This is a genomic window from Streptomyces hyderabadensis (assembly GCF_020404845.1).
Lineage (GTDB): Bacteria > Actinomycetota > Actinomycetes > Streptomycetales > Streptomycetaceae > Streptomyces > Streptomyces hyderabadensis.
Genome location: NZ_JAIOJZ010000004.1, coordinates 217,296 through 229,989, shown reverse-complemented (window position 1 = coordinate 229,989; position 12,694 = coordinate 217,296). Strand labels below are relative to the sequence as shown.

Genomic DNA, 12,694 nt, shown 5'->3' with positions numbered 1-12,694 from the left:
GGGGTGCGTGCGGGGGCGGGTCGCGGTGGGACGGGGTGTGGGTACCGGTGGCGGGCTGGGGTGGGGGTGGGGTGTGCCGATGGCGGGCTGGGGCGGGGTGTGGGTGCAGGTGGCGGGCCCAGGCGGGGCAGGGCCGTGCGTGCCGGTGGCGGGCTGGGGCGGGATGGCGCGCGTGCCGACCGATGGCGGGCCGGTGTGTGCGTGGGCGTGACTGCCGGTGACAGGCCGGTGTGTGCGTGGGCGTGGCTGCCGGTGGCGGGTCGGTGTGGGGTGACGGTCGCGGCGACCGCCGGTTCTGCCAGCGGCCGAGCACGGTGCCGGTACGGCGAAGGCGCCGGGTCCCGTGGCGGGAGCCGGCGCCTTCGCGCATGGGTTTCCGCCCCGGGGGCCCGGGGCGGGACCGGTCAGATGCCCTGCCAGTCCGGCTTGTGCGCGTAGGTGTGCCGGAAGTAGTCGGCGAGCTTCAGCTTGGACGCGGCGGCCTCGTCGACGACGACCGTGGCGTGCGGGTGCAACTGCAGCGCGGAGGCCGGGCACACGGCCGCGACCGGGCCCTCGACGCTCGCGGCGACCGCGTCGGCCTTGCCCTCGCCGGTGGCGAGCAGCACCACGTGCCGGGCCTCCAGGATGGTGCCGATGCCCTGGGTGATCACGTGGTGCGGCACCTGCTCGATGTCGCCGTCGAAGAAGCGCGCGTTGTCGACCCGGGTCTGCTCGGTCAGGGTCTTGATCCGCGTCCGCGAGGCGAGCGAGGAGCACGGCTCGTTGAAGCCGATGTGCCCGTCGGTGCCGATGCCCAGCAACTGCAGGTCGACCCCGCCGGCGCCGCCGAGCGCCCGGTCGTAGGCCTCGCACGCGCCCTGCACGTCCGCGGCCGTCCCGTCGGGACCCATGAACGCGTCCATGCCGATGCCCAGCGGTTCCAGCACCTCGCGCCGCAGCACCGAGCGGTACGACTCGGGGTGCTCCGCGGGCAGCCCCACGTACTCGTCGAGCTGGGCGATCCGTGCTCGCGCGGTGTCCACGGCACCCGAGCGCACCTTGGCCGCCAGCGCCTCGTACACGGGCAGCGGCGTCGAGCCGGTGGCCACCCCGAGCAGGGCGTCGGGCTTGCGCCGGAGCAGCTGAGCCATGGCTTCGGCTATGAGCTCGCCGCCCGCCTTGGCATCGGGAACGATGACAACTTCCACGCTGGCCTGCCGTTTCGAAGAGAGGACTCACCCGGGGCCCGGGACTGGCTATGTGGTTTAGACCAATCTAACAGAGCGGAGCCGCGCGGTCGCGTCGAAACGGTCGGACGAGTGGCGGTGTGCCGGGGGCGGTGTCAGGTCAGTGAACCTCCCGTGGCGTCCACCCAACTGCCCGTGACCCAACGGCCCCCGTGCGAGGCGAGGAACGCGACCACGTCGGCCACCTCGGCCGCCGTCCCCACCCCGCCCAGGGCGGAGAGCGCCGCGGCCCGCTCCCAGCCGTCCGCGCTCCCGTGCAGCAGCTCGGCCGTGTTGTCCGTGTCGATGATGCCGGGGGCCACCGAATTCACCGTGATGCCGCGGGCGCCCAGCACCTTGGACAGGTCGCGGGAGAACACGTCCAGCGCGCCCTTCGTCATCGCGTACGCCATGTTGTCCGGCATCACCGCCGTGCGGGCCAGGCCGGACGAGATGTTGACGACCCGGCCGCCGTCGCGCAGGCGCCCCATGCCGTGCTTGAGGATGAAGAACGGTGCCTTCACGTTGACCGTGAAGACCGCGTCGTACTCCGCCTCCCCTATCTCCCCTATGGGGCGCGTGCTGCCGATCCCGGCGTTGTTCACCAGGACGTCCAGGCCGTCGGCGTGTCTGTCGAACTCCTCCCACAGCGTCTCGGCGGCACCCGGAGCGGTCAGGTCGGCCCTGATCGTGAAGGCGGAACCGCCCCCGGCCTCGATCGCGACGGCCGTCTCCTTGGCCGCCGCCTCGTTCGTCCCGTAGTGCACCGCGACGCGGGCGCCGTCCCGGCCCAGCCGCTCCGCGATGCCCCGCCCGATCCCCCTGCTCGCCCCCGTGACGAGTGCCGTCCTGCCCGTAAGCACGCCCATGTCGGCGCCCCCTTCGATTTCACTAGTGGTCGCTACAGAAATGACCGTACCGCAGCCCCGCGCGACTTTTCTAGTGGCCGCTATAAAATGCACTCCATGGTGAGCGGCGAGAAGAGTGAACGGCCCCGGGCGTCGGCGCGGAGCAGCGCGGCCAGGACCCGCGGCCGCCCGCGCTCCTTCGACCGGGCGACGGCGCTGGAGGCCGCGCTGCTGGCGTTCTGGGAGCACGGTTACGAGGCCACGTCCGTCTCCGACCTGACCCGGGTCATGGACATCGGCGCCCCGAGCCTCTACGCCGCCTTCGGCGACAAGCGCTCGCTCTTCGAGGAGGTCGTCCAGGAGTACGGAGCGCGCTACGGCTCCTTCGGCGACCGTGCCCTCGCCGAGGAGCCGACCGCGCGCGCGGGCATAGAGAGGATGCTGCGCGAGGCCGCCGTCGAGTACACGGCCCCCGGGCGGCCGCACGGCTGCCTCGTCATCCACGCGGCCGCCAACTGCTCGACGGCCGAGGTCGAGGAGTCCCTGCGGGAGCGGCGCAACGCCAACATCGCCGCCATCGAGCGCCGGATCGGGGCCGACGTGGCGGACGGCGTCCTGCCGCCGGACACCGACGCCGCCGCCCTCGCCCGGTACACCGGCGCGATGATCCAGGGCATGTCCCAGCAGGCGCGCGACGGCGCGAGCCGGGCGGAGCTGGAGGCACTCGCGGAAATTGCCCTGGCGGTCTGGCCCCGAGGCTGAGCCAACAGGGTTACGCTTCTGGCGGCCGGCCACGCGGTGGTGCGGCCGACAGAAACCACCGACAACAAACGACGTCCACCGCATGGACACGGTTAGTGGTCTAGTCCACAATGGCACCGAGGCACCGACGGTGCCGCTCGCGCACAGTGATCGTCAGGCTTCCGTCCTCCCCGCACAGGAGGACGGACCGAGGAACCGGGCTCTCTGCCCTGACTGCCCCGGCTCCTCATCCTTCGGCCGACCGGGACCGCACACCCCACGGCCGATGTTGCTCCGGGCTGCGGTGCCGGGAGGGTTGAGGGTCCCTCTCAGGCGCCGCGGCCCGCGGGTGTTTCCGGGGCCCTGCGGGCCGAGCCCGGGGGCGGGGGAGCAGTGGACTGTGGCTGGTTTCGATCGCCGTCCGTACCGCCAGGTACGCTCAGCCCCGTGCCCTCCATGAACGAACTCGTACGCCAGCACACCGCGCTCGACGACTCCGACCTCGAGTGGCTCCATCTGCTGGTCTCGGAGTGGCAGCTGCTGTCCGACCTCTCCTTCGCCGACCTGGTCCTGTGGGTCCCCACCCGGGACGGCACGCGCTACGTCTCCGTCGCCCAGATGCGGCCCAACACGGGACCCACCTCGTACCAGGACGACATGGTGGGCCACCTCGTCCCGCGCGGCCGGCGCCCCATGCTGGACGCCGCCCTGGACGAGGGCCGCATCGTGCGCGAGGGCGACCCCGAGTGGCGCGAGGAGGTCCCGGTCCGCGTCGAGTCCATCCCCGTACGCCGCCAGGGACGCGTGCTGGGCGTCATCGCCCGCAACACCAACCTGCTCACCGTGCGAACCCCGAGCCGCCTGGAGCTGACCTACCTGCAGAGCGCCTCGGACCTCGCCCAGATGATCGCGGCCGGCGCCTTCCCGTTCGAGAACCAGCAGGTCGACATGGACGCCTCGCCCCGCGTCGGCGACGGCCTGATCCGGGTCGACGGGGACGGCATCGTCCAGTACGCCTCCCCGAACGCCCTGTCGGCCTACCACCGCATGGGGCTCGCCGCCGACCTGGTGGGCCATCACCTCGGCCGCACCACCGCCGAACTCGCCCCCTCCCGCGGCCCGGTGGACGAGGCGCTGGCCAAGGTCGCCAGCGGCTGGGCGCCCCGCGAGTTCGAGATCGAGGCGCACGACGGGGTGATCCAGTTCCGCGCCATCCCGCTCAAACCCAAGGGCACCCGCATCGGTTCGCTGGTGCTCCTGCGGGACGTGACGGAACTGCGCCGCCGTGAACGCGAATTGATCACCAAGGACGCCACCATCCGGGAGATCCACCACCGGGTGAAGAACAACCTCCAGACGGTGGCGGCCCTGTTGCGCCTGCAGGCCCGGCGCATCGAGTCCGACCGGGGCCGGGAGGCGCTGGAGGAGGCCGTGCGCCGGGTGGGCTCGATCGCGATCGTGCACGAGACGCTCTCCCAGAACCTGGACGAGCGCGTGGAGTTCGACGAGATCGCCGACCGTGTGCTGGCGATGGTGGCGGAGATCTCGCCGGGCAAGGTCACCGGCCGCCGCACCGGACGCTTCGGCATCCTCGACGCCGAGGTGGCCACCCCGCTCTCCATGGTTCTGACCGAGGTGCTGCAGAACGCCCTGGAACACGGTTTCCGGGACGGCGACACCGGCACGGTCGAGGTCTCCGCGGTCCGCGGCGGTACGACGAAGGAGGCCCGGCTGCTGGTCACCGTCCAGGACGACGGCGTCGGCCTGCCCGAGGACTTCGACCCGCACCGCTCCGGCAATCTCGGTCTGCAGATCGTCCGCACCCTGGTGGAGGGCGAGCTGGGCGGCGCCTTCGACATGGTCCCCGCCCCGGAGCGCGGGACCCGGGTGATCCTCGACATCCCGGTGCCCGCCGAGAAGTAACGGCGGCCGGTCGGACCGGGACGCGGGCACAGCAAAAAGCCCCGGACCGGTGAAGGTCCGAGGCCAGTGCTCGTGCGCTACATCGTCCGATGCGCATCGGGGGTACTGCGCGCTGCGGCTCGGGAGCGGGGGATGCGTACTCGCTGTACGCGCCGCCAAGCTGAGGCTGTCAGTAGGGGTGGGTTGTCAGGCGGAGGCCTGACGAGCCCGGTTGCGGGCGGCACGGCGCTTCATTGCGCGGCGCTCGTCCTCGCTGAGACCACCCCAGACGCCGGAGTCCTGGCCGGACTCGAGCGCCCACTGCAGGCACTGCTCCATGACGGGGCAGCGACGGCAGACGGCCTTGGCTTCCTCGATCTGCAGCAGCGCGGGACCGGTGTTGCCGATGGGGAAGAAGAGCTCGGGGTCTTCCTCGCGGCAAACGGCGCGGTGACGCCAGTCCATGGCTGCTACCTCTCCTTGGTATTACATGCTGGGATGCTTGTGAATGTGAACGCTTTCACGAATCCCTCAACAAGGGAAGGGCCTACCGCCAGGTTCCCTGGCGTGGTCCTGTGGTTTGAAGAGGGGTTCCGGTGATCTGTGGATGCCGGTCCTGCGGGCTGTCCCGATCGCCAAGAAGAGACTCGCAAACCTCGGCGGCGGATACAACCCCTTCCGGAAAGTTTTTTTTGATTCTTCGGTGTCGACTAGGTCACAGCCGTACTTCCATGGGGTGGACCCTGGTCTAAACGTTCGAGTGAAAGGACTTTCGCCCCTTCTGCTCACACAATCACACGCAGTGCACGGCGTACGCCTGTGAACGTCACGCTGGTGCGCAACCCCAGGTGGTCACCGTCCATCTGAAGGGGCAGAGGCACCTTCGAATGCAAGGTGAAGTCGGTCAGATCGTGCAGGGAGACCGCGTGCCGACCGCGCGGTCCGCGCTCGGGGGACGAAGTGAGCAACTGGGTGCCATACCGGGCAACCGCGGCCGTCGACAGCCGGCTGAGGCCGAAGACGTCGAGCGCGGTGTCGAACGACGCCTCGGGCGAGGCGTAGATCGGACGATTGCCGAGGAACGTCCAGGGACAGGTGTTCGAAACTATGGACAGCACCAGATCGGTGACCGGGTCCTCGCCGGCGCGCTCCAGGGTGATCGTCCCGCTGCGGCGGTGCGGCTCGCCGATGAGCTGGCGCACCACCTGGCGGACGTAGAGCGCGTGCGTCGACTTCTTGCCGCGCTCGCGGTGCTGCTCGACACGGCCGACCACGCCGGCGTCGAACCCGAGACCGGCGTTGAAGGTGAACCAGCGCGCCGGAACCGCCTCGTCCTCGGAGCCGGGCGTGCCCGACGCCAGACCCAGGCCGACGGTCCGCTCGCTGCCCTCGCGCAGGGCGTCCAGCAGGGCGCCGGTGGCCTCCACCGCGTGGTTGGGCAGGCCGAGGGCGCGGGCGAAGACGTTGGTGGAACCGCCGGGAACCACGGCGAGACCGGGCAGGTGCTCGGGGTCGGGGCCCGCGTGCAGCAGACCGTTGACGACCTCGTTCACCGTGCCGTCGCCGCCGAGGGCGACCACCAGGTCGATGTCGTCGCTCTGCGCCGCCTGCCGGCCGAGGTCGCGCGCGTGGCCGCGGTACTCGGTGGTGACCGCTTCGAGCTTCATCTCGCTCGCGAGTGCGTGGATCAGCACGTCGCGCGTGCGCGCGCTCGTGGTGGTTGCCGCCGGATTGACCACGAGAAGTGCACGCATGGTGTGCAGGGTACCTACTGGGCGGTACTCGGCCCAGACCGAGGTGAAGATCCCCACCGGCACACCCCGCGCGTGATACGCCCGACACCCGGACGGGCGCGCACACGCCGAGGGCTACCCTTCAGGGGTGAGCAGTGAGCAGACCCCCACCACCCCCGCCTCCGCAGCCGCCGACGCCGAGGAGGCGGGCCCCCGCCCCGGGCGGCTGACCGCCGCGGCCGTGCTCGCCGCGCTGGAGGGGCTGGCGCTCGTCGCCGGCGGCGTCTGGATGCTCGTGGAGGGCCTCACCGGGCACCCCGACGACCGGACCGCGGCCGTAACCGGCGGCGTCACCCTGATCGTGCTCGCCCTGCTGCCGCTGCTCGCCGCCCGCGGACTGATCGGCCGGAAGGGCTGGAGCCGGGGACCCGCCGTGATCACGCAGATCCTGGCGCTGCCCGTCGCCTACAACATGGTGCGGGCCGACAGCCTGGCCGTCCCGGCGGGCATCGTGCTCGGAGTCGTGGCCGTCACCGCGCTGGTGCTGCTCGTCAACCCGTCGACCACCCAGGCCCTGGGGATCCGGGGGCCCGGCAGCGCCAGGAAGTAGCCCGGGGGCGGCCCGGCGACGCCGCCCGGGCGCCCCGGCGGCTACTCCTCGACCAGCAGCTTCTCCCGCAGCTGTGCCAGCGTGCGGGCGAGGAGTCGGGAGACGTGCATCTGGGAGATCCCGACCTCTTGGGCGATCTGGGACTGGGTCATGTTGCCGAAGAAGCGCAGGAGCAGGATGCGCTTCTCGCGCGGAGGCAGGTCTTCGAGGAGCGGCTTGAGCGACTCCCGGTACTCGACCCCTTCGAGGGCCTCGTCCTCGGCGCCGAGGGTGTCGGCGACCGCCGGGGACTCGTCGTCGGTGTCCGGGACGTCCAGGGACAGGGTGGAGTAGGCGTTGGCCGACTCCAGGCCCTCCAGGACCTCCTCCTCCGAGATCGACAGCTTCTCGGCGAGCTCGTGGACCGTGGGGGAGCGGCCGTGCAGCTGGGACAGCTCCGCGGTGGCCGTGGTCAGGGCCAGCCGCAGCTCCTGGAGCCGCCGCGGGACGCGCACCGCCCAGCCCTTGTCGCGGAAGTGCCGCTTGATCTCGCCGACGACCGTAGGGGTCGCGTAGGTGGAGAACTCCACCCCGCGGTCCGGGTCGAAGCGGTCCACCGACTTGATCAGTCCGATGGTGGCGACCTGGGTGAGGTCGTCCAGCGGCTCGCCGCGGTTGCGGAAGCGCCGCGCGAGGTGCTCGACCAGCGGCAGGTGCATGCGGACCAGCCGATTGCGCAGCTCCGCGTACTCCGGGCTGTCCTTCGCCAGCGTGCGCAGCTCGGCGAACAGGAGGCGCGCACCGCTGCGGTCCTGCGGGTCGTGCCGTGTGCCCTGCGCGCCCCGCGCGCCCGGCAGGTGGCCCTCGGAGTGTCGCTCGTGCTCGCTCATCGTCCCGCCCGTTGCCCTTTCCCGAGCCCTCGCCTCCGCTCGGACGGGCCGGACGGGGGTGTCCCCGGTCCGCTGCCCGTCGCCCGGAACGACGGCCTCGGGCGAGGTCTCGTCCTCCGGATGCGGCCGGGCCTGCTCGGGGATGCCGTCGATGCTGTCCGCCGTGCGCCGCGCCTCGTTCGGAGAACGTGTGCCCTCGGCCGGCAGCTCCCGTGTCCCGCGCTCTTCGTCCCGCACCGGCCCGTCCCCGTCCCTCACGTCGGCCCGGGTCCCGCGCCGCGCTGTTTGTAGAGGCTGATCGAAACGGTTTTGTCCTCGTCCACGGCGGAGGAGACCTTGCCCGCGAGAGCGGAGAGCACCGTCCAGGCGAAGGTGTCCCGCGAGGGGGCGTGGCCGTCCGTGGTCGGCGCCGAGACGGTGACCTCGAGCGAGTCGTCGACGAGGCGGAAGACGCAACTGAGCACCGAGCCGGGCACGGCCTGCTGGAGCAGGATCGCGCAGGCCTCGTCGACTGCGATGCGCAGGTCCTCGATCTCGTCGAGGGTGAAGTCCAAACGAGCTGCGAGGCCGGCCGTCGCCGTACGCAGCACCGACAGGTAGGCACCCGCGGCCGGCAGCCGGACTTCGACGAAGTCCTGGGTCGCGGGCTCGCCTGCGATCTGGGACACCCTCACCTCCAAGGTGGTACAAGCGTTACAGGGCCGAGGGACGACCCTCGGGTCAACGCGATACGTGGTTCAGCGGTGACGTTATCGCGCCCCGAAGTTTCCTGTCCCCGAGACCCCAACCCCGTGCTGTCACTCATAGTAAACACGCGAACACGCACAGTGGCTAGGGGGTCGGCGGGCCCAAATCGGAAGAGCGCGCGCCGGGTTGACGTACCCAGGCGTCAGACGGTCGAACCGTCCCGGGCAGAGGTCACACGAGGACGTGATCGACGAAGCACCAGCGCCAGCTCTCACCGGGCTCGAAGGTCCGCATCACCGGGTGACCGGTCTCCTTGTGGTGCGCCGTCGCGTGCTGCTTCGGCGAGGAGTCGCAGCAGCCGACATGACCGCAGCTGAGGCACAGCCTCAGCTGCACCGGATCCGTGCCCTCGGCCAGGCACTCCGGACAGGTCTCGCCGCACGGCTCCGGTTCCGGGTGCGGCAGCGCGTCGGCGTGCGTGCACTGTTTCATGATTGCCAGGTTACGACGGGCGTGCGGATGACCGCGCGGAAAACGAGGGCGGGCGAGGACGATGGACGTGATGCCGCTGCTGCTGCTGGTGGCGGGCAGCGCCGCGATCGCCGCGGCGGGACGGCGCGTGCCGGTGCCGGCGCCGCTGCTGCTGGTCGCGGCGGGCCTGGCGGTGAGCTACGTGCCCGGCGTGCCCGACTACACCCTGGACCCGCACATCGTGCTGCCGCTCCTGCTGCCCCCGCTGCTCCACACGGCCGCCACCGACAGCTCGTACCTGGACCTGCGGGCGCAGGCGCGGCCCGTGGCGCTGCTGTCCGTGGGCTACGTCCTGTTCGCCACCTTCGTCGTCGGCTGCGCCGCGTACCTCATCGTGCCGGGCCTGCCGCTGACCGCGGCCCTGGTGCTGGGGGCGGTGGTGGCGCCCCCGGACGCCGTCGCGGCCACGGCGGTCGCCCGCCGCGTGGGGCTGCCCTCCCGGATCACCACGATCCTGCAGGGCGAGTCCCTGGTGAACGACGCCACCGCCATCACCGCCTTCAAGGTGGCGCTCGCGGCGGCCGTCGGCGAGGGCGCGACCTGGGCCGGCGGGATCGGCGAGTTCCTGATCGCGGCGGTGGGCGGCGTCGGCGTCGGACTGGTCCTGATGGTGCCGCTGCACTGGCTGCGCACCCACCTGAGGGAGGCGCTGCTGCAGAACACGCTCTCCCTGCTGATCCCGTTCGTCGCCTACGCGGTCGCCGAGCAGGTGCACGCCTCCGGGGTGCTCGCGGTCGTCGTCGTCGCCCTCTATCTCGGACACCGCGCGTGGGAGGTCGATTTCGCCACCCGGCTCCAGGAGGAGGCGGTGTGGAAGATGGTCGCCTTCGTCCTGGAGTCGGCCGTGTTCGCCCTCATCGGACTCCAGCTGCCCGTCGTCCTCAAGGGCCTGGGGGAGTACGAGGGGATCGACGCCGCCTGGTACGCCCTCGCCGTCTTCCTGGTGGTGGCCGTGGCGAGGTTCGTGTGGGTGTATCCGGCGACCTTCCTGCCCCGGCTGTCGGCACGGGTACGCGCGCGTGAGGGCGACCTCTCCTGGAAGGGGCCGTTCGTGATCGGCTGGGCCGGGATGCGGGGCGTGGTCTCCCTGGCCATCGCCTTCTCCATCCCGCTCACCGTGCACGGCGGCGAGCCCTTTCCCGAGCGCAACCTCATCCTGTTCCTCACCTTCACGACCGTCATCGGCACGCTGGTGGTCCAGGGCGTCAGCCTGCCGCCGCTGATCCGCCTGCTGAAGTTCCCCGCACACGACGTGCAGGCCGAGACGCTGGCGGAGGCCAACGCGCAGGCGCAGGCCTCGCGGGCCGCGGAGCTGCGCCTGGACGAGCTGCTGGCCGACGAGCGCAACGCCCTGCCGGCGCCGCTCGCCGACCGCCTCCGCATGGTCCTGGAGCGCCGCCGCAACGCCGTCTGGGAACGGCTCGGCCAGGTCAATCCCGTCACCGGTGAGACCGTCGACGACACCTACCGGCGGCTCTCCCGGGAGATGATCAGCGCCGAGCGCGAGGTCTTCGTCCGGCTGCGGGACGGCCGCTACATCGACGACGAGATGCTCCGGACCCTGCTGCGCCGGCTCGACCTGGAGGAGGCCGCCGCGTACCGGGAGACGACGTGAGCGGGCCGGCACGCGCGTGTGTGCGCGTCGGTGCGGGGTGCCCCGGACCGGCTCAGGGGAAGGGGCGGCCGGTGACGACCGCCGCCAGGGCCGTCCCGCGCGGGAAGGCGCCCTCCTCCGTGAGCGCGAGCAGGGCGTACAGCAGCTTGGCGACGTAGACGCGCTCCACGGGGAGGCCGTGGCGGTGTTCGAAGTCCTCCGCGAAGGCGTCCAGCGCGGGTGTGGTGCGGGCGTAGCCGCCGTGGTGGAAGCGGTCGTCCAGGCTCCAGGCGCCGCGCGGCCCGCCGAACGCGCGTTCCTGGAGCCGCCGTATGTCGCCCTCCAGGAAGCCGCCCCTGAGCACGGGTATGCCGAGGGTCCGCCGCCCCCGGGGCAGCCCGGCGGCCAGGCCCGCGAGCGTGCCGCCGGTGCCGCAGGCGACGGCGGCCACGTCGGCGTGTTCGCCCAGCTCCTCGCCCAGGGCGCGGCAGCCGCGGACCGCCTCCGCGTTGCTGCCGCCCTCGGGGACGACGACGGCGCCCTCGGCGTCCACCGCCCGCAGGAGAGCCGCCAGCGTGTCCGGTTCGGACTTGCGCCGGTACGTCGAGCGGTCGACGAAGTGCAGCCGCATCCCGTCGGCGGCGCACCGGGCCAGTGAGGGGTTGAGCGGACGGTCGGCCAGCTCCTGGCCGCGGACCACGCCCACCGTGGGCAGCCCGAGCAGCCGGCCCGCGGCGGCCGCGGCCCGCAGGTGGTTGGAGTAGGCGCCGCCGAACGTGACGACGGCACGACCGCCCGCCGTGGCGAGGACCGGCGCGAGCTTGCGCCACTTGTTGCCGACCAGCTCGGGGTGGATCAGATCGTCCCGCTTGAGCAGCAACCGGACGCCGTGCCGCTCGAACCGCCCGTCGCTCACCTCGTGCAGGGGAGAGGGCAGACGGGGCCGCAGGGCGGCGAGGTCGCGGGGGTCGGTGCCGGTCACCCCGTCATTGTGGCGCCGCCACCCGGCGGACACCTCCCGCGGACCGGTCCCCGGGCCGCTCCGGCCCGGCCCGGGTCCCTCCGTCCCGCGGGCCGCTCCGGCTGGTCGACGGGTCGATGCGCTCGGCCCGCGGATCCCTCCGCTCGCCCGCGGATCCCTCCGCTCGGCCCGGGGTCACTTCAGCCGGTCGCGGATGCGCTCCCGCATCGACGTCATCGTGAAGCCGCGCGGGTCCACCTTGCCGGGCTGCCACTCCAGGTGTCCGATGACGGACCGCTCGTTCCAGCCGTGGTGGCGGCACACGGCCGCGGCGGCCCGCTCGATCGCCTCCAGCTGGGCCGCAGGCCAGGGGTCGTCGCCGTCGCCGAGGTTCTCGCACTCGAAGCCGTAGAAGTGCCGGTTGCCGTCGGTGTTCGCCTCGTTGTCCCGGGGCAGGGCCTTCTCCGCGATGACGGCGCGCAGGACGTCGTCGTCGCCGAGACCGGCGTGGTTGGCCCTGCCGTAGCCGACCAGGTGCACGCGGCCGTCCTTGGTGATCACGCCGTGGCACAGGGGGCCGGGCAGGCCCGCGTAGCCCTTGCGGCAGATGTCCACGGTCCGCGCGCTGCCCCGGGTCACGGTGTGGTGGATCATCACCCCGTGCACGGGGCCCCAGGCGCCCTTGTGGTTGCGGTTGTGGTCCCGCCAGTCGCCGACCTCGACGACGGTGAGGCCCTCCGCCTTCAGTGCCTTGAGGAAACTGCTCGCGGACATGGGTGAGGCCACGGCCGGCTCCTTCACGCTGCGCGACGACCGCCCGACGCGGCCGCCTCGTACGGAGCTTGTACCGAAACGGATCGCCTCCTATTACTTGCTCGGCCGGTGTGCGAATCGTTTCGGACAATCTCATCCCGGCCAGGGGTGTCGGGCAGGGCCAGGCGGAGTCGTGACACGTCGCCCAGACGCCGGACAAGCCCCCATATCTGCCCCGGCCGCAGGTGATCCATTCC

13 protein-coding genes are annotated in these 12,694 nt (G+C 72.0%); 4 read left to right on the top strand and 9 right to left on the bottom strand.

Annotation, left to right across the window (positions count from 1 at the left end):
- Nucleotides 1-404: 404 nt before the first annotated feature.
- Complete coding sequence (gene nagB / locus K7854_RS05830; protein WP_226025261.1) at nt 405-1,190, bottom strand: glucosamine-6-phosphate deaminase; 786 nt, start codon at nt 1,188-1,190, stop codon at nt 405-407.
- A gap of 134 nt (nt 1,191-1,324) precedes the next feature.
- The gene (locus K7854_RS05825; RefSeq protein WP_226025260.1) at nt 1,325-2,077 is read right to left on the bottom strand and encodes an SDR family oxidoreductase; all 753 of its coding nucleotides are present in this window, start codon (nt 2,075-2,077) and stop codon (nt 1,325-1,327) included.
- 96 nt (nt 2,078-2,173) lie between these two features.
- Between K7854_RS05825 and K7854_RS05820 the strand changes: the two genes are divergently transcribed.
- Together K7854_RS05820 and K7854_RS05815 are read left to right on the top strand one after the other, a co-directional pair.
- On the top strand, nt 2,174-2,818 hold the full coding sequence (locus tag K7854_RS05820; RefSeq protein ID WP_226025259.1) for a TetR/AcrR family transcriptional regulator: 645 nt from the start codon (nt 2,174-2,176) through the stop codon (nt 2,816-2,818).
- 426 nt (nt 2,819-3,244) lie between these two features.
- Nucleotides 3,245-4,720 carry a sensor histidine kinase gene (locus tag K7854_RS05815; protein WP_226025258.1) on the top strand — a complete coding sequence of 492 codons (1,476 nt, stop codon included), beginning with the start codon at nt 3,245-3,247 and terminating at the stop codon, nt 4,718-4,720.
- A 186-nt stretch (nt 4,721-4,906) separates the two neighbouring features.
- Here the strand turns inward: K7854_RS05815 and K7854_RS05810 are convergent, their stop codons facing one another.
- Nucleotides 4,907-5,164, bottom strand: coding sequence for a WhiB family transcriptional regulator (locus K7854_RS05810; RefSeq protein WP_003973730.1), 258 nt, complete (start codon nt 5,162-5,164; stop codon nt 4,907-4,909).
- Between the two features lie 320 nt (nt 5,165-5,484).
- Nucleotides 5,485-6,453, bottom strand: coding sequence for a diacylglycerol/lipid kinase family protein (locus tag K7854_RS05805; RefSeq protein WP_226025257.1), 969 nt, complete (start codon nt 6,451-6,453; stop codon nt 5,485-5,487).
- Between the two features lie 127 nt (nt 6,454-6,580).
- Here K7854_RS05805 and K7854_RS05800 point away from each other — a divergent pair, with 127 nt between their 5' ends.
- A complete protein-coding gene (locus tag K7854_RS05800; protein WP_226025256.1) occupies nt 6,581-7,042 on the top strand; it encodes a hypothetical protein in 462 nt (153 codons plus the stop codon).
- 41 nt (nt 7,043-7,083) lie between these two features.
- Here K7854_RS05800 and K7854_RS05795 read toward each other — a convergent pair whose 3' ends face one another.
- The 3 genes from K7854_RS05795 to K7854_RS05785 all read right to left on the bottom strand — a co-directional run bounded on the left by K7854_RS05795 (nt 7,084) and on the right by K7854_RS05785 (nt 9,090).
- A complete protein-coding gene (locus K7854_RS05795) occupies nt 7,084-8,169 on the bottom strand; it encodes an RNA polymerase sigma factor SigF (RefSeq protein ID WP_226025255.1) in 1,086 nt (361 codons plus the stop codon).
- On the bottom strand, nt 8,166-8,579 hold the full coding sequence (locus K7854_RS05790) for an ATP-binding protein (protein WP_003973726.1): 414 nt from the start codon (nt 8,577-8,579) through the stop codon (nt 8,166-8,168). The genes K7854_RS05795 and K7854_RS05790 overlap by 4 nt, the downstream gene beginning before the upstream one ends.
- Before the next feature lie 250 nt (nt 8,580-8,829).
- Complete coding sequence (locus K7854_RS05785; protein ID WP_226025254.1) at nt 8,830-9,090, bottom strand: UBP-type zinc finger domain-containing protein; 261 nt, start codon at nt 9,088-9,090, stop codon at nt 8,830-8,832.
- A 61-nt stretch (nt 9,091-9,151) separates the two neighbouring features.
- Between K7854_RS05785 and K7854_RS05780 the strand changes: the two genes are divergently transcribed.
- A complete protein-coding gene (locus K7854_RS05780) occupies nt 9,152-10,744 on the top strand; it encodes a Na+/H+ antiporter (RefSeq protein ID WP_226025253.1) in 1,593 nt (530 codons plus the stop codon).
- A 52-nt stretch (nt 10,745-10,796) separates the two neighbouring features.
- Here the strand turns inward: K7854_RS05780 and K7854_RS05775 are convergent, their stop codons facing one another.
- Together K7854_RS05775 and K7854_RS05770 are read right to left on the bottom strand one after the other, a co-directional pair.
- Nucleotides 10,797-11,705 carry a 1-aminocyclopropane-1-carboxylate deaminase/D-cysteine desulfhydrase gene (locus K7854_RS05775; RefSeq protein WP_226025252.1) on the bottom strand — a complete coding sequence of 303 codons (909 nt, stop codon included), beginning with the start codon at nt 11,703-11,705 and terminating at the stop codon, nt 10,797-10,799.
- A 174-nt stretch (nt 11,706-11,879) separates the two neighbouring features.
- On the bottom strand, nt 11,880-12,458 hold the full coding sequence (locus K7854_RS05770; protein WP_226025269.1) for an N-acetylmuramoyl-L-alanine amidase: 579 nt from the start codon (nt 12,456-12,458) through the stop codon (nt 11,880-11,882).
- Nucleotides 12,459-12,694: the final 236 nt, after the last annotated feature.

Coding starts and splice junctions, on each gene's coding strand:
- K7854_RS05825 (WP_226025260.1), bottom strand. CDS start 2,077: ATGGGCGTGCTTACGGGCAGGACGGCACTCGTCACGGGGGCGAGCAGG.
- K7854_RS05820 (WP_226025259.1), top strand. CDS start 2,174: ATGGTGAGCGGCGAGAAGAGTGAACGGCCCCGGGCGTCGGCGCGGAGC.
- K7854_RS05810 (WP_003973730.1), bottom strand. CDS start 5,164: ATGGACTGGCGTCACCGCGCCGTTTGCCGCGAGGAAGACCCCGAGCTC.
- K7854_RS05805 (WP_226025257.1), bottom strand. CDS start 6,453: ATGCGTGCACTTCTCGTGGTCAATCCGGCGGCAACCACCACGAGCGCG.
- K7854_RS05785 (WP_226025254.1), bottom strand. CDS start 9,090: ATGAAACAGTGCACGCACGCCGACGCGCTGCCGCACCCGGAACCGGAG.
- K7854_RS05780 (WP_226025253.1), top strand. CDS start 9,152: ATGGACGTGATGCCGCTGCTGCTGCTGGTGGCGGGCAGCGCCGCGATC.
- K7854_RS05770 (WP_226025269.1), bottom strand. CDS start 12,458: ATGTCCGCGAGCAGTTTCCTCAAGGCACTGAAGGCGGAGGGCCTCACC.